The organism is Streptomyces sp. NPDC001816 (genome assembly GCF_042892235.1).
Classification (GTDB): Bacteria; Actinomycetota; Actinomycetes; order Streptomycetales; family Streptomycetaceae; genus Streptomyces.
The window spans coordinates 598,306-617,533 of the sequence record NZ_JBIATY010000004.1 but is presented as its reverse complement, the minus strand read 5'-3'; the positions used below and the strand labels follow the sequence as shown (position 1 = coordinate 617,533).

Below are 19,228 nucleotides of genomic sequence, written 5' to 3'. Positions count from 1 at the left end.
CGTATGAAGAGCCCTCTGCTGTCCCTGCCCGGCGCCGTCCCCGCCGAGGGTGTGGACGAAGGCGTCGCCGCCCACTACGGCGACCTGTTCCGCGAGCAGCGCGCCCTCGCCGACGGCACCGGATTCGTCGACCTCTCCCACCGCGGGGTGGTCACCGTGTCCGGCGAGGACCGCCTCAGCTGGTTGCATCTGCTGCTCACCCAGCACGTCAGCGAACTGCCCGCGGGCGAGGCCACCGAGGCACTGATCCTCTCCGCGCACGGCCACATCGAGCACGCGCTGTACCTGGTGGACGACGGGACGACGGTCTGGGCCCATGTGGAGCCCGGCACCCAGGAGGCGCTGCTCGCGTACCTGGAGTCGATGAAGTTCTTCTACCGGGTCGAGGTCGCCGACCGCACCGCCGACTTCGCGGTCGTCAGCCTGCCGGCCGGCTCGATCGCCGAGGTGCCGAGGGGCGTCGTCGTACGCGAGACGCCGTACGGCCGTGATCTCTTCCTGCCCCGCGCCGACCTGGAGTCCTTCGCCGCCGAGTCCGGCCCCGCGGCGGGCCTGCTCGCCCACGAGGCGCTGCGCGTCGAGCACCACCGGCCCCGCGTCGGCTTCGAGACCGACCACCGCACGATCCCGCACGAGCTGGGCTGGATCGGCACCGCGGTCCACCTCCAGAAGGGCTGCTACCGCGGCCAGGAGACGGTGGCCCGGGTGCAGAACCTGGGCAAGCCGCCGCGCCGCCTGGTCTTCCTGCACCTGGACGGCAGCGAGGTCCACCTGCCGGTCCACGGCACCGAGATCCGCCTCGCGGACGAGGGCCCCGACGGCCGCAAGATCGGCTTCGTGACGACGTCGGTACGCCATCACGAGCTGGGCCCGATCGCCCTGGCCCTGGTGAAGCGCAACGTCCCGACCGACGCGAGGCTCCTGGCCGGAGACACGGCCGCCGCGCAGGAGGTCGTGGTCGAGCCGTAGCTCAGGGAGGCAGCGCCGCCGGCTTTCGCGGTGCTAGATCTCCAGCAGCACCGTGAACGGCCCGTCATTCGTCAACGACACCCGCATCTGGGCCCCGAACCGGCCCGTGGCCACCGTCGCGCCCAGGGCGCGCAGCTGGGCGACGACCTCGTCGACCAGGGGCTCGGCGACATCGCCGGGGGCCGCCGCGTTCCAGGTGGGGCGGCGGCCCTTGCGGGCGTCGCCGTAGAGAGTGAACTGGCTGATGACGAGCAGCGGGGCGTCGATGTCCGAGCAGGACTTCTCGTCGTCCAGCATGCGGATCGACCAGAGCTTGCGGGCCAGTTGGGCCGCCTTCTCCTTGGTGTCCTCGTGGGTCACCCCCACCAGGACGCACAGGCCCTCGCCCTCGATCGCGCCCACCGTCTCGCCGGCCACGACGACACTCGCGCCGTCCACTCTCTGCACCACCGCACGCATGCCGACCATCATGCCGGGTGCCCCCGGCCGTGGTCACAGGCGGTCCATTATTGCTCCTTAAGCCCCCATCTGGGGCCGTTCGGGGGCTCTCGGTCACATAGCTGCCACTTGGGGTGGCACGATGCTTCCACACGCCGGTCGAGGGGACGGTCACACGCACATGAGCACACCGATTTCCGGGCGGCTGGAGACGTTCCGGCCGCCCGCGCAGCGCGGCGACGGCCCGCCCGGCCCGTCGCTGCCCGCGGAGCCGCCCGAGCGCGACCTGGCCCCGCTGAGCCTGCCCGAACTGCGCGTCCTGCGCCGTGACGCGCAGCGCGACGAGGCGGACCTCAGCTATGTGCGGCGGCTGCTGCAGGGCCGGATCGACATCCTGCGCGCGGAACTGGCCCGGCGCGGCCGGGCGTCCGTGCCGGCGCCCGCCGACGCCTCCGTGGTGGAGCGGCTCCCGGAGATCCTCACCGACGCCCCGGCCCGGCAGCGCTCCTCGGCCCGCCATGTCACGCTCGGCACCCCGCACAACGAGGAGTACCGGCTGCTGGCCGCGGAGATGCTCGGCGAGGTCGAGCTGTCGGACCTCACGGCCCGCACCGACCTGGAACTGACCACCGCCATGGGCCGCCTGGTCCGCTACGAGCAGGAGGTCTCCCGGCGCCGCCAGCGGCTGCAGCGCATCACCGACGACTGCAGCGGGGAGATCGCCCGCCGTTACCGGGTGGGTGAGGCGCAGGTGGACGATCTGCTGATGTGAGGGGTGGCGGGCTGATATTGGGGCGACACGTCGTCCGGAGGATGCCTACGGTGGCTCCATGACCGACGTACGCACCGTCTCCGAGACCGACTTCGAGGGCTGGCTGCGCGCCCTGAACACCGGGTTCCTGCGAGAACCGGGGCCGAACGAGGACCAGATCGAGGCCCACCGGCGGCAGTGCGTGTCCTCCCGCATGCTCGGTGCCTTCGACGGCGACCGCTGCGTGGCGACCTTCCGTTCCTTCGCCCAGGAACTCACCGCGGTGGGTGGTGCGTTCGTGCCCGCGAACGCCATCTCCAACGTCACGGTCACCCCCACCCACCGCCGCCGCGGCCTGCTGACCCGCATGATGAGCCGGGACCTCGCGGCGGCGAAGGAGCGCGGTGACGTCGTCGCCACCCTGATCGCGGCGGAGTACCCGATCTACGGCCGATACGGCTTCGGTCCGGCGACCTGGACGACCCAGTGGACCGTCGAGGTGCCCCGGGCGGGTCTCGACCCGCGCTGGTCCGGCCCCGAGGACGGCGGCCGGATCGACCTGGTGGACGGCGAGGAGCTCCGCAAGCTCGGCCCGGAGCTGCACGAGCGGGTCCGCCGTGCCCAGCCCGGTGCGGTCAGCCGGGACGAGCTGTGGTGGCAGAAGATCACCGGCACCGTGCTCTTCGTCAAGGACTGGACCGAGCCGTTCTTCGCCGTGTACCGCTCCGCCTCCGGTGAGGTCGAGGGCCTGGTGTCGTACCGGTCGGACGACAACTGGCACGACAAGCAGCCGCACAACACCGCCGACGTCAGCTGGCTGCTCGCCACGACCCCGGCGGCCGAGGGCGCCCTGTGGCGGTACCTGTGCTCGATCGACTGGATCACCAAGGTCAAGAGCGGCTGGCGCGGCCCGGACGACCTGCTGCCGTTCTTCCTGCCCGACCCGCGCGCCGCCCGGGTCACCGACCACGCGGACTGGCTGTGGGTGCGGATCCTGGACGTCGTACGGGCCCTGGAGGCGCGGACGTACGAGGGGACGGGCTCGCTGGTGCTGGAAGTCGTGGACGAGGGAGGACTGGCCGGGGGCCGGTTCCGGCTTGAGGCCTCGCCGGAGGGTGCGTCCTGCACTCCGGCGGGCGGTGCCGCCGTCGATCTCACGCTGCCGGTGGGCGAGTTGGCCACGGTCTGGCTCGGGGACGAGTCCCTGGTGCGGCTCGCGGCGCTCGGCCGGGTCCGGGAAGAACGAGAGGGCGCCGCCCGGAAGGCCGACGCCCTGTTTCGCACGTCCGGGCGACCGTGGTGCCCGGACATCTTCTGAGGCTCCCCTCGTCCGGCCGACGCTGACTGTGCATCCGTAGCTGGCTGTTCAGTTGTGGCTGTGCCATGACCGTGTTCAGTTGTGGCTGTGCCGGCTGTTCAGTTGTGACTGTGCGCTCCGGTGGCCGCCCCCTGCCCGGGCTCCCGGCTCCCCTCCGGAAGGGAGCCCGATCGGCCAACCACTGGGGAAGCTCGACCATGTTGTTCAAGTTGGCGACCAACTTCACTGTACTTATCTCCGCTTGGATGCGGCTCATAACCACCTTTCCGTGAACTGCCGGAAGATGGCGAGAAGTTGTAGTGTTTGTTCGTGGACCCGGAACACGCCTCCGCCAGTGAACGGAAGAGGCCACAGCGGTCACGCACGTCACATCGCGAGGTGGCCGACGAACTGCGCGCCCGGATCCGTTCCGGTGTGCTGCGACCGGGTCAGCGCATGCCCACCCAGGCCAAGCTGGCCGACGAGTTCGGCGTGGAGCGCGGTGCCGTACGGGAGGCCCTGCGGATCCTGCAGTCGGAGCGCCTGCTCACCAACGTGTCCAAGGGCAGCCCCGCCACCGTGGCCGCGCCCGAGGAGCACGCCCGCCCCGTGACCGTCCCGGCGGTGCCGCAGCCCACCATGGTGGGCCTCGCCCCGCGCATCGCGGCCGCCTTCGCCGCCCCGCACGTCGAGATAGACGCCCTCTGCCTGACGTCGGTCTCGCTCACGCTGGCCCTGGGCGTCGCGCTGCGCCAGATCCACGCCGGGCAGTTGAAACCGGCCAAGATCGACGTCCGGGTGCTGCTGCCCAGCCGGGACATCGATCTCGCCTTCCCCGCCCCGGTGGACGCCTCCGACGGCGGCCTGCTGCACCGGCGCTGGCTGGCCCAGCGCAACGCCCAGGGCCAGGTGCTGCGGCACAACCTGGAGGCGCTGCGCACCACGCACCGCATCGATGTGCGCGTCTCCTTCCGTGCGCTGCCGTTCACGCCGCCGGTCAAGCTGTATCTGCTCAACGGGTCCGAGGCGCTGTTCGCGTACTACACGCTCAGCCGCCGCGAGCGGGAGATCGACCACGAGCAGTTGCAGCTGTACGACGCCGAGGGCACGCGGTCGCTGCTGTTCGCCTTCGAACAGGGCGGCGACCTGCGTGACACCACGTTCGTGGAGCAGTCCCACCTGTGGTTCAACGCGCTGTGGGAGACGATCAGTTCGGAGCTGGTGCTGACGTAGCGAAGGCTCGCGATCAGAGGGTGGGGCCCGCGAGGAGCACCGCGAGCAGCACGGCCCCGGCGGAGCTGACCGCCGGGCTCTTGGCCTTGATGCCGACGGAGAGCAGGAGCAGGCCGACGATGCCGGCGGCGCCGTACTTCCACTGGACGAGCTGCTCGAAGCCGACGACGAAGACGGCGCAGAGGAGTGCGAGGACGGGCATGGTGGTTCCCCCTTTCGGTCTGCCAACTTGACCAAGTTGGCAACCAACTCTAATTAGGTTGTCCCCACTTGGTCGCTACTCGCAAACAACTTCGTAACAACTCCCTTTAGATGGATCAGGGTTGTAGCGTTTGGTTGTGACCCAGGAGAACGTGGCAGTGAACGGCAGCAGAAGGCTCACGCCCCAGGAGATCGCCGACATCCTGCGGGAACGCATCCGCACCGGCGCCCTGAAGGCGGGCGAGCGCCTGCCCACCCAGGCCGAGCTGGCCGAGGAGTTCGGGGTGGAGCGCGGTGCCGTACGCCAGGCCATCCGGGCGCTCGCGGACGCCGGCCTGCTCAGCAACGTCAGCAAGGGCAGCCCCCCGCGCATCGCCGAGCCCGCCCCGGCCCACGACGAGCCCCAGCCGACGATGGTGGGCCTCGCCCCCCGGCTGACCGAGGCGTTCTCCGCGCCGCACGTGCGTATCGACGCGGCCTGCCTGACCGCGCAGTCCCTGATTCCCGCCCTGGGCGAGCCGCTGCGCCTGATCCACGAGGGCCGGCTGCGCCCCGACCGGATCGACGTCCGCATCCTGCTGCCCTCCCGGGCCATCAACCTCGCCTTCCCGGTCTCGGTCGACGCCCGCCCCGACGACGACACCGTGCACCAGCGCTGGCTGGCGATGCGCAACGCCCAGGGGCAGGTCCTGCAGTACAACCTCCAGGCCCTGCGCTCCACCCACGACATCGACGTACACGTCACTTTCCGGGCCCTGCCGTTCACCCCGCCGGCCAAGCTGTACCTGCTCAACGGGTCCGAGGCGCTGTACGCGTACTACATGATCACGCGCCGCGAGGAGCCGACCGACGGCGGAACGCTGGAGATGTACGACACCGTCGGCTCCGAGTCCCTCCTCTTCTCCTTCGAGAAGCGGGCCGGTCAGCGGGACGCGGCGTTCGTCGAGCAATCCCAGAAGTGGTTCGACGCCCTCTGGGAAACCATCACGACGGACCTGACACTCTCCTAGTGACTTCTGATGCGACTCCTGATGCGAACGAGATCGAGAAGCTACGAGAACTGATCACAGCTGCGCGGGTCGTCCTCTGGGACTTCGACGGGCCGATCTGCCGCCTGTTCGCCAGGCACAAGGCGGCGGGCGTGGCTGCCGAGCTGGTGGAGTGGCTCGAGCTGCAGGGCCTGCGCGGGCTGCTCACCGACACCGAGCGCGACACGCTGGACCCGCAGGTCGTGCTGCGTGCCGTGGACCGCCGGCACCCGGGCAGCGACCTCGTCGCCGAAGTGGAGGAACGGCTCACCCAGGAGGAGCTGCGGGCCGCCGCCTCCGCCCTGCCGACCGCCTACGCCGACCCCCTGATCCGCACCTGGACGGCCGTCGGATCCCGCCTGGCCATCACCACCAACAACTCCCCCCGGGTGGTCCGGGCCTACCTCGAGCAGCGCGGCCTCGACGCCTGCTTCGCCCCCCATGTCTACGGCCGCACCCAGGACCTGCACCTGCTCAAGCCGGACCCGCACTGCCTCAACCGCGCCCTGAACGGGACGGGCGCCCCGCCCACCAAGGCCCTGATGATCGGCGACACCCCCTCAGACCTGCTGGCGGCCCGTGAGGCGGGGGTTCCGTTCCTGGGTTACGCGCGTCACGAAGGGAAGGAGAAACTCCTGAGGGCGGCGGGGGCCGAGCGCGTCGTACGGTCGCTGGAGCCGTTGCTGCAGTTGCTCCGGAGCGCGCCGTCCGTGCGCTAGCATGCCGAACCATCTGTGGGGAGTTAGCGTTTCCCCGACCCGTTCGTCCCCCTCCAGCACAGCGCGACCGAACCCCGGAGCGGCCCGTGGGCGCACCACCCGTCCCCCGCGACATGACCGGGAGGCGCGCCGACCGAGTTCTGCCCCGCGCCGTGTGCCAGGAGTTTCTGGCGCGGGCCACCGCGACCGGACGGGCGAGCGGAGGTTTCCACCACCAGAACTACGTGCTGCAGCTGGACGAACCGATGGCCCGGCTGATCGGCTGTCAGCCGGGCACCGTCGTGACCGTGCGGGTACGGCGCGCGGGCGCCCTGCCCGTGGTGATCCGGACCTGGCAGAACGAGGCGGCGGTCCTGCGGGCCGTCAGGGGTGTCCTGCCCGGCGTGCCCGAGTGCCTGGCCGAGGGAGACGGCTTCGCCGTCCACAGCCATGTGGACGGAAGTCCGCTCTCCAGCGTCTGCGGCGACGGGAAGCCCGTCGACGGCCTGCTGGTCAGGGCCCTGGCGGGCCTGCTCGCCGAGACGGCCCAGGTGCGCAGCAGCGCCGCGCTGCCGCCCCTGCCCGCCCTGTGGCCCCGGAACTTCACCGACAGCCAGGGCTTTCTGCGGACCCTGGCCCGCATGGCCGACCTGCAGATCCGGCAGCCCAACCGGGCCTGCTTCGGCGGCCTGTTCGCCGCCCTGGGCATCCCCGAGGACGCCCTGGTCCGGCTGGCCGAACGGGTCCCGGTCATGACCCGCCGGCCCTACAGCCTGCTCCACGCCGACCTGCACCGCGACAACGTGATCATGCCCCGCGACGGCACCTCGCCCCTGGTCCGTGTCGACTGGGAGCTGGCGAGTTACGGCGACCCGCTGCACGACCTCGCCACCCACCTGGTCCGGATGCGCTACCCGGACCACCAGCGGGACGAGGTCGTCGAGGCGTGGGCGCGCGCCATGCGCGAGGTCCGCCCCGCGGCCGTCAACGGCGTGACCAGGGACCTGCGTCACTACATCGCCTTCGAGCAGGCCCAGTCGGTGTACCCGGACGTGATGCGGGCCGCGACGTCCCTGGACGAGTCCTTCGACCAGAAGAGCCTGGACGAGGCGACGGCCCGGGTCCGGCGCGCCCTGGAGGCGGCGGCCGCGCCGCTGCGCCTCGCCCATGTGCCCGGGGAGCGGGAGATCGAGCGGATCCTGTTCCGCTGGCGGGCGTCCGTGCGGCCCGGCGTGCGGACGGGGACCGGTGGCGGGGCGCTGGGCGTGCCCGCGGTCCGGGCGATCGACTGGACGCCGGACCGGCGCGTCCCCGAGCACCCCGACTTCCCCCACTGGGCCGTCGCCGACGCCCTGTTGCTGGAGGGCGCGGCCCCGGCCGACCGGGTCTTCAAGGGCACCGCGCACCTCAACACGGTGCTCCGGGTGCCCGGCACCCCGTTCCCCGTCGTGGTCCGCCGCAAGGCCGTGAACGTGACCCGGCGCGAACGCAGCTTCCTCAGCGAGCACGCCGTGCTCAGGGCGATCGAGCGGTCCGGGGCGGCGGTGGCCGCGCCCCGGGTGCTGGCGCTGGGCGAGAGCCACTCGATGGACCGCTCCGGCATCCGGACGTACTCCGGGGACCGCTTCGCCATCCACACCTACGAGGGCCCGGGCGACATCGGCCGGGGGCCCGTCCACCCGGTGGGCGGCCTGCGCCCGCACGAGGCGGACGATCTCGTCGACCAGCTGGCCGCGCTCACCGCGGTCGACTACACCGAGATCGACCCGGTCGCGGGCCGGGGCGGCTTCTACGGCTGGCTCAGCGAGCAGCTCGTGGCGCTGGTCGCCGGCCTGCCCAAGGGGTCCCAGCAGCTGGCCCGCTTCCTCGGCCTGCCCGACGCGCCGAGGCTGCGCGAGATCCTCGCCCGGCACCAGGTCACTTCCCGCGCCCCGGCCCTGCTGCACGGCGACCTCAACCCCTGGAACCTGGTGCGCCGTGACGGCCGCCCGGCCCTGACCGTCATCGACTGGGAGATGGCCCTGGTCGGCGACCCGCTGTACGAGCTGGTCCGGCACATGCACCTCACCCCCACCCGGCCGGAGATCCGGGACCGCATGTTCCGCCGCTGGGAGACCCGCCTGCCCGCGCAGTACACCCACGACTGGCGCCAGGACTGGCGGGTGTACCGGTGGGTCGAGATCGTCCGCTCGGCCTACGTCGACCTCGACCGCCTGGTCACCGGCGCGAGCCTGGACGCCCCCAACGTCCGCCGCGCGGTGGAGTCGTACGCGATGACCCTGGCGGCGGCCACCGCCTCCCTGGGCCTGTCGTCCCGGCACCGGACCAGCCCCTACCTCACCGGCGCCCTGGCCTGGCCGACCCTCCCGGACGGTGCTGCGTAGGCTCGGTCCCATGGAAGAGATGGGCCTGCGTGAGCGCAAGAAGCGGCGGATGTACCAGAACGTGTCGGACACCGCCGTGGCGCTGTTCCTGGAGCGCGGCTTCGACGCCGTGTCGGTCGCGGAGGTGGCCGCCGCGGCCGGGATCTCCAAGCCGACTCTCTTCCGGTACTTCCCGGCCAAGGAGGACCTGGTCCTGCACCGGATCGCGGACCACGAGACGGAGGCCGCGCGGGTGGTCGCCGGGGCGGCCGACCCGCTGGACGCGCTGCGCCGCAGCTTCCTGGACGGGCTGGAGCGCTCCGATCCGGTCACGGGGCTGAACGACCATCCCGCGGTGCTCGCCTTCCACCGGCTGCTGTACGGGACGCCCGCCCTGGTGGCACGGGTGTACGGCTATCAGGAGCGGTCGGAGGCGGCGCTCGCCGAGGCGCTCGGGGGCGGTCTGGACGCCCGGCTCGCCGCCGGGCAGATCATCGCCGTCCAGCGGATCCTCGCGCTGGAGAACTGGCGGCGGATCGCGGCGGGGGAGGGCGTGGAGCAGGTGCGGCCGGACGCGGTACGGGCCGCCGAGCGGGCCTTCGAGCGGCTGGCGGCGGGGCTGCCCGGGCTGACCGCCCAACCCGGTGATACTCGGTCACATATTTAACTCAGTCACATTTTCTGGGTACGGTGGAGCCATGCCGTCACTCCACCCCGCCCCCGAGGACATCGAGGCCGCCCTCCACCGCGAACGCGCCTACCACGACACCTGCCGCGCCGCCCTCGCCGCCATGGTCGACGGCGCCGCCGAACAGGTCGTCATCGGCGAGGACGTCTCCGCCTCCGGCGCCGACGCCGAGGTCCTCGGCTACCAGCTGCGCAGCCAGGCCAAGGCGCTGCGCGAACTGCCCCGGGGCCCGCTCTTCTTCGGCCGGCTGGACTTCGCCGCGACCGAGCCCGAACACGGCGGGCAGAACTACCACGTGGGCCGGCTGCGGATCACCGAGCACCCGGCCGCCCCGCCCCTCGTCGTCGACTGGCGGGCCCCCGTCTCCCGCGCCTTCTACCAGGCCGGCGCGCGCGATCCGCAGGGCGTCGAGGTCCGCCGCCGGTTCGGCTGGGCGTCAGGCAGCCAGGGCGAGGCCGCCGACCTCACCGGGTTCGAGGACGAGTACCTCGGCCGGGGCGAGACCCAGGTCAGCGACATCGTGGCGCGGGAGATCGAGCGGCCCCGGGTCGGCCCGATGCGGGACATCGTCGCCACCATCCAGCCCGAGCAGGACGACCTGGTGCGCGGCGACCTCACCGCCTCCGTGTGCGTCCAGGGCGCCCCGGGCACCGGCAAGACCGCCGTCGGTCTGCACCGCGCCGCCTACCTGCTCTACACCCACGCCAAACGCGTCCAGCGCTCCGGCCTGCTGATCCTCGGCCCCAACCGCACCTTCCTCGCCTACATCGCCGAGGTGCTGCCCGCCCTCGGCGAGAGCGGGGTGCGCCAGGCCACCCTCCAGGACGAGATCGCCCGCCACCCGGCCACCGGCACCGACCCCACCCCCACGGCCGCGCTCAAGCACGACCCTCGCATGGCCGAGGTGCTGCGCCGGGCGCTGTACGCGCGGGTGTCGGCCGAGGGGGTGACCGACCTCGCCGTACGGGACGGCTCCTACTGGCTGCGGGTCACCGCCGGGCAGCTGGCCGGCGTCGTCCACGAGGTGCGCGCGGAGGAGCCGCCGTACGCGATCGGGCGCGAGCGGGTCCGCGCCCGGGTGGTACGCCTGCTGCTGGAGCAGGTGGAGCGGCGCTCGGGGCCGCCGCCGAACGCCTGGCTGCGCAAGGTCGAGCGGATGCGGCCGCTCACCGCCCGGCTCGACGCGGTGTGGCCGAAGGTCCGGCCCGAGGAGGCCCTCGCCGGACTGCTGACCGACGGCGAGGCGCTGGCGGCGGCCGCCGACGGGCTGCTGGACCCCGACGAGCAGGCGGCACTGCTGTGGCCGCGCCCGCCGCGCTCGTACAAGTCCGCCCGCTGGTCGGCCGCCGACCTGGTCCTCCTGGACGAGCTGGCGGGGCTGATCGAGCACCCCGAGGGGTACGGCCACATCGTCGTGGACGAGGCGCAGGACCTCTCGCCGATGGAGTGCCGGGCGATCGCCCGCCGGGCCGCCTTCGGCTCGCTGACCGTCCTCGGCGACCTCGCCCAGGGCACCACCCCGTGGGCGGCCCGCGACTGGGACGTCCAGCTGCGCCACCTCGGCAAGCCGGACGCCGCCGTGGTGCCGCTGACCACCGGGTTCCGGGTGCCCGCCGCCGTCGTCGAGCTGGCCAACCGGCTGCTGGACCGACTGGACGTGGCCGTGCCCGCCGCACGGTCGCTGCGCGCGGACGGCGAGCTGACCCTCCGGCCGACCGACGACGTGCCCGGCACGACCGTGACGGCCGTACGCGAGGCCCTTGCCCACGCGGGATCGGTCGGTGTCGTCGCGGCGGACGCGGACGTGACCGGCCTGTGCGCCGCGCTCACCGAGGCCGGCATCGACCCGGCCGGACCCGACGAACTCGGCGCCCGGGTGACCGTGGTGCCCGCGAGCCTGGTCAAGGGCCTGGAGTACGACCACGTCGTCGCCGTGGAACCGGCCGCCGTCACCGAGGCGGAGGAGCGCGGCGCACACCGGCTGTACGTCGTGCTCACGCGGGCGGTGTCCCGGCTCGACGTCGTCCACGCGCGGCCGCTGCCGTTCTAGTGCCGCGCTGTTGGGGCACTAGCCGCCCAGTGCGGGCACCAACTGCTCTTCCTCGTACGCCAGATGCGCCTCCAGCGCGGCCGTCAGCCGGTCCACCTCGGCGCGGGCCGCGGCCGGGTCGGGATGCTCGCCGGAGACCGCGCGGCGCAACTGCTCCACGAGGTCCGCGATGTGCACGTGCTCCTGCTCCAGCCGCTCCAGGGTGGGCGCGAGGTGCGGATGGCGGCCGGCGAGGAACGGGAACAGGGCCGTGTCCTCGCCGTTGTGGTGGTTGAGCAGCCCCGCGCACAGGGTGAGGCAGTTGACGCGGAGCTGGGCGCCGAGCAGGGTACCGTCGCCCGCGGCCATCTCCTTCCGGATCAGGTCGAGTTCACGCCGGAACATGTCGTGGACAAGACGGATCGCCTCGCCGGGCGAGTCCGCGGCGATGTTCGGCGGTCCGCCCTGTGCGATCTCGTACAGCGCGACGACGGGTATCACCCGGTCACCCGCCTTCTCCTGGTACGCCTGCCAGCCGGGCTCGGCCTCCACCGCCCGCGCGAAGGCGCGGTCGCGCTCCTCGCCGGTGAGCACCTCGGCACGGGCCCGATAGGTGAACACCCCGCTCTCGACGGTTACTTCGGGGTGGGCGAGCAGGTTGCGGTACCAGTCGGGGTGCCGGGGAGAGCCCCCGGCCGAGGCGATGACGAGAATCCGCTCGCCGCCGTCGGCGAGGTAGCCGACCGGGGTGGTGTGCGGGGTGCCGGTGCGGGCACCGGTGGTGGTGAGCAGGATGAGCCGGGCACCTTCGAAGGAGCCGCTCATGCGGCCGTGGTGGGCGCGGAACTCATCGATGATGTTCTGGTTGAAAGGGTTGGGCACTCGGGATTTCCTTCTCTGCGGCTGATGAACTGGTCTCAGTACGCAGAGAAAGCGGCGGGCTCCTGGCCCGCGCGGACCTCATTCAGAGGCCGGGCACCCAACTCGCTCACGGCACAAGGCCGACCCGGCAGTCATGTCAGGGACGCTACCGTCCCTGACATGACTGACGCCACCGAGTTCCAGGACATCCCCACCACGACCCTGGCCGATCTGCTCGGCCGTGACCAGGTCATGGACATCGGCATACGGTCGCTGTGGGCCCCGGTGCCGCGGATCGCCGGACCGGCGTTCACCGTGAGCTGCCCGCCCGGCGACAACCTGATGCTGCACGCCGCGATTTACCGCGCTGAGCCCGGCTCGGTGATCGTCGTGGAGTCCGGGGACCTGGACTGGGCGCTGGCCGGCGGAAACGTCTGCGCGGTGGCCCGGCGGCGCGGGGTCGCGGCCTTCGTCGCCGACGGTCTGATCCGCGACCTCGCCGAGGTGCGCGAGCTGGGCTTCCCGGTCTTCGCCCGGGGCGTGATCCCGATCCCGGGCGCCAAGAAGGCCGTGCGGCCGCTGAACAAGCCGGTGCGCTGCGGGGGCGTACGGGTCAGGGCGGGGGACATGGTGGTGGCCGACGAGGAGGGCGTGGTGGTGGTCCCGGGCGCCCGCCGGGCGGGGACGCTCGCGGAGGCACGGGCCAAGCTCGCCGAGGAGGCCGCCGAGACCCTCGACGCGTGGGAGGCGGCACACCGCACCCGGATCGACATGTTCCTCGCGGGGAACGGCTTCGAGGGCTGATCCTGGTCGGTGATGCTGCTCTTCCTCGACGTCGACGGTCCGCTCATCCCGTTCGGGGCGGCGGACCGCGCCTACCCGGTGTACGAGGGCCCGCCGGTGAGCGCCGGTGGGCACCCGCTGCTCACCCGTGTCGACCCGGCGCTCGGCCGACGGCTCGCGGCGCTGGGCTGCGACCTGGTGTGGGCCACGACCTGGATGGACGACGCCAACGTCTGCCTGGCCCCCTGGCTGGGCCTGCCCCCGCTGCCGGTCGTGGAGTGGCCCGACGAGGACGAGCCACCGGACCTGCTGCACTGGAAGACCCGCCCCCTGGTCGCCTGGGCGGCCGGCCGCCCCTTCGTCTGGATCGACGACGAACTCACCGAGGCCGACCGCTCCTGGGTCGCCGTCCATCACCCCGGTCCGGCCCTCCTCCACCGCGTCGACCACGGCTACGGCCTGACGGAGGCCGACTTCGAGGCGGTACGGGAGTGGCTCGGCGGCAGCTGAAGGTCCGCAGCTGTCCGTCAGCGATCCGCACTCGGCTCGGCAGTGTCGTCCGGGGGCGTCACGGGCCTCGTGTGGAGAACTTCGCGGGCTTGGTCCGCGGCGCGGGCGAGGCTCTCGGAGACGAAGTCGAGGAAGCGGGCGACGTTCTCGAGGCGCGCTGCGGCCGGGGTGCCGGCGCCGAGGACGCCGACGCCCTGTCGTGCCGTTTCGGCGACGTGGGCGGTGCCGCGGACGCTGGCCATCATGGACTGGTACCAGACGTCGTCGTCGATGACGTAGCGCTCGCGGCGGCGTTCGTCGCGTTCCCGACGGACGAGGCCCTGCTCTTCGAGGAACGCGACCGCCTTGGAGATGGACGCCGGGCTCACCTGCAGGCGCTGGACGAGTTCGGACGCGGTGAGGCTGCCCGCGTCGCTGGTCATCAGGCAGGCCATCACCCGAGCCATCATCTTGGGCGTGCCCGACTGCATGAGGACGACGGTCAGCGTCTCCTCGTACTCGCGCACGGCCTCGGCGTCACGTCCGTGGGCCTGGGGGGACGCCTGAGGCCCTCGCGGCGCGGCCTGCCTGCGGCGGTGGGCGCGGCGTTCGGTGGCCCGGTGGGCGAGGTCGGCGCGGTAGGCGGTGGGGCCGCCGTTGCGCATGACCTCGCGTGTGACGGTCGAGGTGGGGCGGTCGAGGCGGCGGGCGATCTCCGCGTAGGCGAGGCCGTCGGCCAGTCCCAGCGCGATCTGCTGGCGCTCCGACTGAGTGAGTCTGCCTCCCGGCATCGCGGTCTCCTTCGCGGTCTTTCCTGGCTCCCGGTGTCTCCAGCATAGCGTTCACGCGCAATTCATTGCAACGGCGGGGTAAGGTGCCGTTGCGTTCTAGTTCAAACCGTTGCAACGATTTCCTGCCTATGACCTGCGAAGATGTCGATGAAGTGCAATGAAGATGTTGCCAAATCTATGAACGCAACGTAGCTTTTCTGTCATCGGAAACAACGAGTTGAAGGAGAGCACGATGCAGAAGTTCGACACCACCGCCCCGGTCCTGGCCGTCCTCGACATCCCCGCGGGACGCATCCAGCTCATCGCCGCCGACCGGGCCGACACCACGGTCGAGGTCCTGCCCGCGAACCCCTCGAAGAGCCGCGACGTGAAGGCGGCGGAGGAGATCGAGGTCGCCTACGTCGACGGCGTCCTGCGGATCGAGGCCCCCAACGCCAAGAACCGGATCCTCGGGCACTCCGGATCCGTCGAGGTCACCGTCCAGCTGCCGGCCGGCTCCCGTGTCGAGGCGAAGGCGGCCCTCGCCGAACTCCGGGGCGTCGGACGGCTCGGCGACGTCGCGTTCGAGGGCGCCCAGGCCACGGTCAAGCTCGACGAGACCGACGGTGCGCGCCTCACCCTGCAGGCGGGCGACATCTCGGTCGGCCACCTGGGCGGCCCCGCGGAGATCAGCACCCAGAAGGGCGACCTGCGCATCACCGAGGCCGTGCGCGGCACGGTCACCCTGCGCACCGAGCACGGCGGGATCGAGGTCGGCGCCGCCCGCGGGGTCTCCGCCTCCCTGGACGCCGGCACCGGCTACGGCCGGATCCACAACGCGCTCAGGAACACCGACGGCGCCGCCGCCGGCCTGAACATCCGCGCGACCACCACCTACGGCGACATCACCGCCCGCAGCCTGTAGAACGCCAGCCATCAATGAGTGTCCCGGGCTCCAACTCCACTGTTAGCGTGAGCCCGTGCCGGAATCAGACAGGGTGCGCCGTCGCTGAGAGCGACGGCGCACAACCCCAGTTCTCGCCGTCGCTCCTGACCCCTTGGCCAGGAGCGCCTTCGTGGCGCTCGGATCTCCCTGTTCCGGAGCGCACTTCATGTTCCCCTTGACTGTTCGTCAGCGTCGGCGTGTCCTCGTGGCCGACCTCGTCTCCACGGCCGTGTTCCCCCTCGCCATCACCGGGGCGACGGCCGCTGTCCCCGATGTGACGGCCCAACTGCCGGGTGGCGCAGCCCTGGGTCCGTGGCTCGTCCTCGCCTACAACGGGCTCTTCGCCGCGGCCCTGTTGCTGGCGGGAGCAGCGGCGGATCGCAGCGCCCGCACCCGCTTCTTCGCCGTCGGCAACCTCCTCGTCGCGGCCACCGGGCTCCTGTCCGCCCTCGCTCCCGACCTGCCGTCCTTGGTGGCACTGCGCGCGGTCGGCGGTGTCGGGGCGGCGATGTGTGCCGCCGGCGGATCGTCGATGGTCCTGGCCGTGTACCCGCCCGAGGAACGGCGTCGGGTGTACGGCTGTGCGGGCGCCGTGCTGGGCAGCAGCCTGGCGTTGGGGCCGGTCGTCGCCCAGACCCTCATGGCCGTCGGAGGCTGGCGGCTCGTCTTCGTCGTGCCGGGCGCTGTCGCCGCCGTCGCGGCCCTGGCCACGCTCGGACTGCCGGGCCTGCGCGACCCCGAGCCGAACGAGAGCTTCGACCGGGCCGGCGCCGTCCTGTTCGGGGTGACCGTCGCCGCCGGGGTGACCGCGCTCGGGCTGGGCTTCGGGTCCGGCGTCCCGTGGTGGGGGCCGGCCCTGCTCGTCCTCGTCGCGGCGGCCTGCGCCACCGGACTCGTCCGCGTGGAACGGCGCGCCTGCGATCCCGCGATCCCCGTGGACCTGCTGCGGATCCCCGCCTATCGCGCGTACGCCGTGGCGACGGGAGCCTTCATGGGGATGCTCGTGGTGGGACTGACCGTGCTCCCCCGGCTCGGCTCCGCCCAGGGCATGGGCCGGGGCGAGGCAGCGGTCATGCTCAGTCTGCTGACCGTGCCGTCGACGGTCCTTCCGCTGCTCGCCGCGCGGCTCGCGCGCCGACTGGCCCGGCCGCTGGTGACCACCGCCCTGTTCGCCTGCACGGTCACCGCGGTCGTCCTCCAGGTGACCGACCGTCCCGCGGCTCTTCTCGGCGCGGCCGCGGTGGTCGGTCTGTGCCTCGGGCTGACCGAGGGCGTCCCGGACGGGCAGGCGCTCAGGTACGTGCCTGCCCGGCGCGGAGGGGCCGGCGCCGCGCTGTTCAGCACGACGCGGATGAGCCTGGAGACCCTCACCCTGGCGGCAGCAGGCGGGGTGATGACGGCTCTCGGCCCCGCGTCCGGCATGGCGGTCGCCGGAGCCGTGTGCCTGACCGCCGCCCTCGTCGTCCGTAAGTCCGTCCCCTCGCGAGGCGACGGTGCCTCGGTCAGCGCAGGGTCAGCGGGGTCTCGGACTCGACGCGGGTCAGCTTCTCCGGGTTGCGCACGTAGTAGAGGCCGGTGATACGGGCGTCCTCCACGCGGATCGCCATGACACCGTCGATCTCGCCGTCCAGCCGGAGGACGAGTGCCGGGCTGCCGTTGACCACCGTCAGCTCAGTGGTGATCGTGGCCGTGTGCTTCCCGGCGCCGCCGACGATGAAGCGGGCCACCTTGTCCGCGCCGACGATCGGTCGCACCGCGGCCTGCTTGATGCCGCCGCCGTCGCTCATCAGGACGACCTCGGGGGCGAGCACGTCGAGGAAACCTTGCAGGTCCCCGGTGTCGAGCGCGCGCCGGAACGACTCCAGAGCCGCCCGGGTCCGGCTCGCGGAGACCACCTCGCGCGGGCGGCGGGCGTCGACGTGCCTGCGGGCGCGGTGCGCGATCTGGCGGACGGCCGCGGGGCTCTTGTCGACGGCGGCCGCGATCTCGTCGTAGCCGACGTCGAAGACCTCGCGCAGCACGAACACCGCGCGTTCCGTCGGCGACAGGGTCTCCAGGACGAGCATCAGCGCCATCGACACGCTCTCGGCCAGCTCGACGTCCTGGGCCACGTCGGGCGCGGTGAGCAGCGGCTCGGGCAGCCAGGGGCCGACGTACGCCTCCTTGCGGCGCGACATGGTGCGCAGCCGGTTGAGCGACTGCCGGGTCGTGATCCGGACCAGGTAGGCGCGCTGGTCGCGCACCTGCTCCAGGTCGACCCCGACCCAGCGCAGCCAGGTCTCCTGGAGGACGTCCTCCGCGTCGGCCGCCGATCCGAGCATCTCGTAGGCGACGGTGAAGAGCAGGTTGCGGTGGGCGGCGAAAGCCTCGGTCGCCGGGTCCGTGGCGTGGTCGCTCATGTCTGGTTCCCCCTTGTTCGCCTTGCTAGGCAGCCTGTCCGGAGGCGGCCGGCGCCCCGCCGCGCTCGGCCCGCAGCAGCTGCCCGCGCTTGTCGTCCCTGACCCAGGTGAGCGAGCCGGGCTTGCGTGCCTCGTTCGCCAGATGTTTGACGGTGGCCTGGCAAACGAACTCCTTGAGCTTCGAGCCAGGTCGTCCACCGAGGTAGAGCTTTGTGGCGGTGTCGTCCCTGGCGGCGAACTGGAAGATACCGGCGCGACGCCCCAGGCTGATGCACTGACCGAAGAACCCCAGGTTGATGGGTGCGGGTTGGCCACCCGCGATCCGGCTGAGCACCGTGTCGGCGGCATGTGCGCCGATCCTCGTGGCGGCCTGACAGCTCATCCGGAACGGCAGGTCCGACGGTGCCGCCGCATCCCCGGCCGCGACGATCCGCACATCGTCCACGCTCGTCAGGGTCTCGTCGGTGAGCAGGCGGCCCAGGGCGTCGGTGCTCAGGCCGCTGCGCGCGGCCAGGTCCGGAACGCCGAATCCGGCGGTCCAGACGGTCACCTCGCTCGGCAGCTCACGGCCGTCACCGAGCCGCACGGCGTCGCGGGTCACGGCCGTCACCTTCGCGTCGGGACCTTCGAGCACGGTCACACCGAGTCCGGCCAGCCGCCCGGCGACCGAGCGCCGGCCCCGCGGGTGCAGGTACGGGCCGAGCACCCCGCCGCAGACCAGGGTCACGCCGTGGCCCCGCTCCGCCAGCTCGGCGGCGGTCTCGATGCCGCTCGGACCGGCTCCGACCACGGTCACGGCAGCCTTCGCGGACGCGGAGTCGAGAACCGTCCGCAGCCGCTGCGCGTCCTCCAGGCTGGTGACCGGGTAGGCGAACTCGGCCGCTCCGGGCACGTGCGGGTCGGCGCTGCCACTGCCCACGGCGTATATCAGGTAGTCGTAGCCGACCGTGCCGCCGGCAGCCAACGCCACCTTCCGCCCGACCGCGTCGATCCGGGTCACGGTGTCGACCACCAGCCGGACGTCCTCGGCCAGCACCTGGCTGTAGTCGACGACCGCGGTGTGGGTCCCGGCCACCAGCTGGTGCAGGCGGATCCGCTCGACGAAGGACGGCCGCGGGTTGACCAGGGTCACGGACACGTCGGCGCGCTGCGTCAGGCGGTTGGCCGCCAAGACTCCGGCGTAACCGCCGCCGATCACGAGCACTTCGGTGTTCTCGGGCATGGCCTCTTCCTTCGCTTCGGAGGTTCGGTACGGGGCTCGGTACGGGAGTTCGACCTCAAGACA

Annotated in this window: 19 protein-coding genes; 13 read left to right on the top strand and 6 right to left on the bottom strand. The window is 72.3% G+C overall.

The genetic code is table 11. The annotated features are described in order from the left end of the window. Positions 1-3 precede the first annotated feature (3 nt). Positions 4-969 carry a YgfZ/GcvT domain-containing protein gene (locus ACFYZZ_RS18410; protein WP_389176725.1) on the top strand — a complete coding sequence of 322 codons (966 nt, stop codon included), beginning with the start codon at positions 4-6 and terminating at the stop codon, positions 967-969. Between the two features lie 33 nt (positions 970-1,002). On the opposite strand, the gene dtd is transcribed toward ACFYZZ_RS18410, so the two are convergent. Further along, on the bottom strand, positions 1,003-1,428 hold the full coding sequence (gene dtd, locus ACFYZZ_RS18405; RefSeq protein WP_389176723.1) for a D-aminoacyl-tRNA deacylase: 426 nt from the start codon (positions 1,426-1,428) through the stop codon (positions 1,003-1,005). 160 nt (positions 1,429-1,588) lie between these two features. Here dtd and ACFYZZ_RS18400 point away from each other — a divergent pair, with 160 nt between their 5' ends. The 3 genes from ACFYZZ_RS18400 to ACFYZZ_RS18390 all read left to right on the top strand — a co-directional run bounded on the left by ACFYZZ_RS18400 (position 1,589) and on the right by ACFYZZ_RS18390 (position 4,688). Next, complete coding sequence (locus ACFYZZ_RS18400) at positions 1,589-2,179, top strand: aerial mycelium formation protein (protein ID WP_389176721.1); 591 nt, start codon at positions 1,589-1,591, stop codon at positions 2,177-2,179. Between the two features lie 58 nt (positions 2,180-2,237). Next, entirely contained in the window at positions 2,238-3,476 is a 1,239-nt protein-coding gene (locus ACFYZZ_RS18395; RefSeq protein WP_389176719.1) for a GNAT family N-acetyltransferase, read from the top strand. Between the two features lie 303 nt (positions 3,477-3,779). After that, positions 3,780-4,688 (top strand): FadR/GntR family transcriptional regulator, encoded by a 909-nt coding sequence (locus ACFYZZ_RS18390; protein WP_386573748.1) that lies wholly within the window; start codon positions 3,780-3,782, stop codon positions 4,686-4,688. Positions 4,689-4,701: 13 nt separating this feature from the next. Here the strand turns inward: ACFYZZ_RS18390 and ACFYZZ_RS18385 are convergent, their stop codons facing one another. Beyond that, positions 4,702-4,890, bottom strand: coding sequence for a hypothetical protein (locus ACFYZZ_RS18385; protein WP_389176717.1), 189 nt, complete (start codon positions 4,888-4,890; stop codon positions 4,702-4,704). 130 nt (positions 4,891-5,020) lie between these two features. On the opposite strand from ACFYZZ_RS18385, the gene ACFYZZ_RS18380 reads away from it, so the two are divergent. The 5 genes from ACFYZZ_RS18380 to ACFYZZ_RS18360 all read left to right on the top strand — a co-directional run bounded on the left by ACFYZZ_RS18380 (position 5,021) and on the right by ACFYZZ_RS18360 (position 11,716). Beyond that, on the top strand, positions 5,021-5,899 hold the full coding sequence (locus tag ACFYZZ_RS18380) for a GntR family transcriptional regulator (protein ID WP_386573746.1): 879 nt from the start codon (positions 5,021-5,023) through the stop codon (positions 5,897-5,899). Then, complete coding sequence (locus ACFYZZ_RS18375) at positions 5,899-6,636, top strand: HAD family hydrolase (protein WP_389176715.1); 738 nt, start codon at positions 5,899-5,901, stop codon at positions 6,634-6,636. Before ACFYZZ_RS18380 ends, ACFYZZ_RS18375 begins: the two co-directional genes overlap by 1 nt. Before the next feature lie 86 nt (positions 6,637-6,722). Then, the gene (locus ACFYZZ_RS18370) at positions 6,723-8,999 is read left to right on the top strand and encodes a phosphotransferase family protein (protein ID WP_389176713.1); all 2,277 of its coding nucleotides are present in this window, start codon (positions 6,723-6,725) and stop codon (positions 8,997-8,999) included. 10 nt (positions 9,000-9,009) lie between these two features. Continuing rightward, on the top strand, positions 9,010-9,645 hold the full coding sequence (locus tag ACFYZZ_RS18365; protein ID WP_389176711.1) for a TetR/AcrR family transcriptional regulator: 636 nt from the start codon (positions 9,010-9,012) through the stop codon (positions 9,643-9,645). Positions 9,646-9,676: 31 nt separating this feature from the next. Beyond that, positions 9,677-11,716 (top strand): HelD family protein, encoded by a 2,040-nt coding sequence (locus ACFYZZ_RS18360; protein ID WP_389176709.1) that lies wholly within the window; start codon positions 9,677-9,679, stop codon positions 11,714-11,716. Between the two features lie 18 nt (positions 11,717-11,734). Here ACFYZZ_RS18360 and ACFYZZ_RS18355 read toward each other — a convergent pair whose 3' ends face one another. Further along, the gene (locus tag ACFYZZ_RS18355) at positions 11,735-12,577 is read right to left on the bottom strand and encodes a nitroreductase/quinone reductase family protein (protein ID WP_389176707.1); all 843 of its coding nucleotides are present in this window, start codon (positions 12,575-12,577) and stop codon (positions 11,735-11,737) included. Between the two features lie 159 nt (positions 12,578-12,736). Here ACFYZZ_RS18355 and ACFYZZ_RS18350 point away from each other — a divergent pair, with 159 nt between their 5' ends. Further along, on the top strand, positions 12,737-13,360 hold the full coding sequence (locus ACFYZZ_RS18350) for an RraA family protein (protein WP_389176706.1): 624 nt from the start codon (positions 12,737-12,739) through the stop codon (positions 13,358-13,360). Positions 13,361-13,372: 12 nt separating this feature from the next. After that, entirely contained in the window at positions 13,373-13,849 is a 477-nt protein-coding gene (locus ACFYZZ_RS18345) for an HAD domain-containing protein (protein WP_389176704.1), read from the top strand. A gap of 17 nt (positions 13,850-13,866) precedes the next feature. Here the strand turns inward: ACFYZZ_RS18345 and ACFYZZ_RS18340 are convergent, their stop codons facing one another. Next, positions 13,867-14,619, bottom strand: a complete 753-nt coding sequence (locus ACFYZZ_RS18340) for a helix-turn-helix domain-containing protein (RefSeq protein WP_389176702.1) — start codon at positions 14,617-14,619, stop codon at positions 13,867-13,869. Positions 14,620-14,851: 232 nt separating this feature from the next. On the opposite strand from ACFYZZ_RS18340, the gene ACFYZZ_RS18335 reads away from it, so the two are divergent. Next, positions 14,852-15,523: a DUF4097 family beta strand repeat-containing protein gene (locus tag ACFYZZ_RS18335; RefSeq protein WP_389176700.1), complete on the top strand. Its 672-nt coding sequence runs from the start codon at positions 14,852-14,854 to the stop codon at positions 15,521-15,523. 196 nt (positions 15,524-15,719) lie between these two features. Further along, positions 15,720-17,123: an MFS transporter gene (locus tag ACFYZZ_RS18330; protein WP_389176698.1), complete on the top strand. Its 1,404-nt coding sequence runs from the start codon at positions 15,720-15,722 to the stop codon at positions 17,121-17,123. On the opposite strand, the gene ACFYZZ_RS18325 is transcribed toward ACFYZZ_RS18330, so the two are convergent. Beyond that, on the bottom strand, positions 17,047-17,943 hold the full coding sequence (locus ACFYZZ_RS18325; RefSeq protein ID WP_389176696.1) for an RNA polymerase sigma-70 factor: 897 nt from the start codon (positions 17,941-17,943) through the stop codon (positions 17,047-17,049). The two genes, ACFYZZ_RS18330 and ACFYZZ_RS18325, sit on opposite strands and share 77 nt — an antisense overlap. 25 nt (positions 17,944-17,968) lie before the next feature. Beyond that, positions 17,969-19,165: an NAD(P)/FAD-dependent oxidoreductase gene (locus ACFYZZ_RS18320; RefSeq protein WP_389176694.1), complete on the bottom strand. Its 1,197-nt coding sequence runs from the start codon at positions 19,163-19,165 to the stop codon at positions 17,969-17,971. Positions 19,166-19,228: the final 63 nt, after the last annotated feature.

Excerpts from the sequence above, each read along its gene's own strand:
- ACFYZZ_RS18335 (WP_389176700.1), top strand. The coding sequence starts at position 14,852 with ATGCAGAAGTTCGACACCACCGCCCCGGTCCTGGCCGTCCTCGACATC.
- ACFYZZ_RS18345 (WP_389176704.1), top strand. The coding sequence starts at position 13,373 with ATGCTGCTCTTCCTCGACGTCGACGGTCCGCTCATCCCGTTCGGGGCG.
- ACFYZZ_RS18410 (WP_389176725.1), top strand. The coding sequence starts at position 4 with ATGAAGAGCCCTCTGCTGTCCCTGCCCGGCGCCGTCCCCGCCGAGGGT.
- ACFYZZ_RS18385 (WP_389176717.1), bottom strand. The coding sequence starts at position 4,890 with ATGCCCGTCCTCGCACTCCTCTGCGCCGTCTTCGTCGTCGGCTTCGAG.
- ACFYZZ_RS18325 (WP_389176696.1), bottom strand. The coding sequence starts at position 17,943 with ATGAGCGACCACGCCACGGACCCGGCGACCGAGGCTTTCGCCGCCCAC.
- ACFYZZ_RS18365 (WP_389176711.1), top strand. The coding sequence starts at position 9,010 with ATGGAAGAGATGGGCCTGCGTGAGCGCAAGAAGCGGCGGATGTACCAG.
- ACFYZZ_RS18400 (WP_389176721.1), top strand. The coding sequence starts at position 1,589 with ATGAGCACACCGATTTCCGGGCGGCTGGAGACGTTCCGGCCGCCCGCG.
- ACFYZZ_RS18350 (WP_389176706.1), top strand. The coding sequence starts at position 12,737 with ATGACTGACGCCACCGAGTTCCAGGACATCCCCACCACGACCCTGGCC.
- ACFYZZ_RS18395 (WP_389176719.1), top strand. The coding sequence starts at position 2,238 with ATGACCGACGTACGCACCGTCTCCGAGACCGACTTCGAGGGCTGGCTG.
- ACFYZZ_RS18320 (WP_389176694.1), bottom strand. The coding sequence starts at position 19,165 with ATGCCCGAGAACACCGAAGTGCTCGTGATCGGCGGCGGTTACGCCGGA.
- ACFYZZ_RS18340 (WP_389176702.1), bottom strand. The coding sequence starts at position 14,619 with ATGCCGGGAGGCAGACTCACTCAGTCGGAGCGCCAGCAGATCGCGCTG.
- dtd (WP_389176723.1), bottom strand. The coding sequence starts at position 1,428 with ATGCGTGCGGTGGTGCAGAGAGTGGACGGCGCGAGTGTCGTCGTGGCC.
- ACFYZZ_RS18360 (WP_389176709.1), top strand. The coding sequence starts at position 9,677 with ATGCCGTCACTCCACCCCGCCCCCGAGGACATCGAGGCCGCCCTCCAC.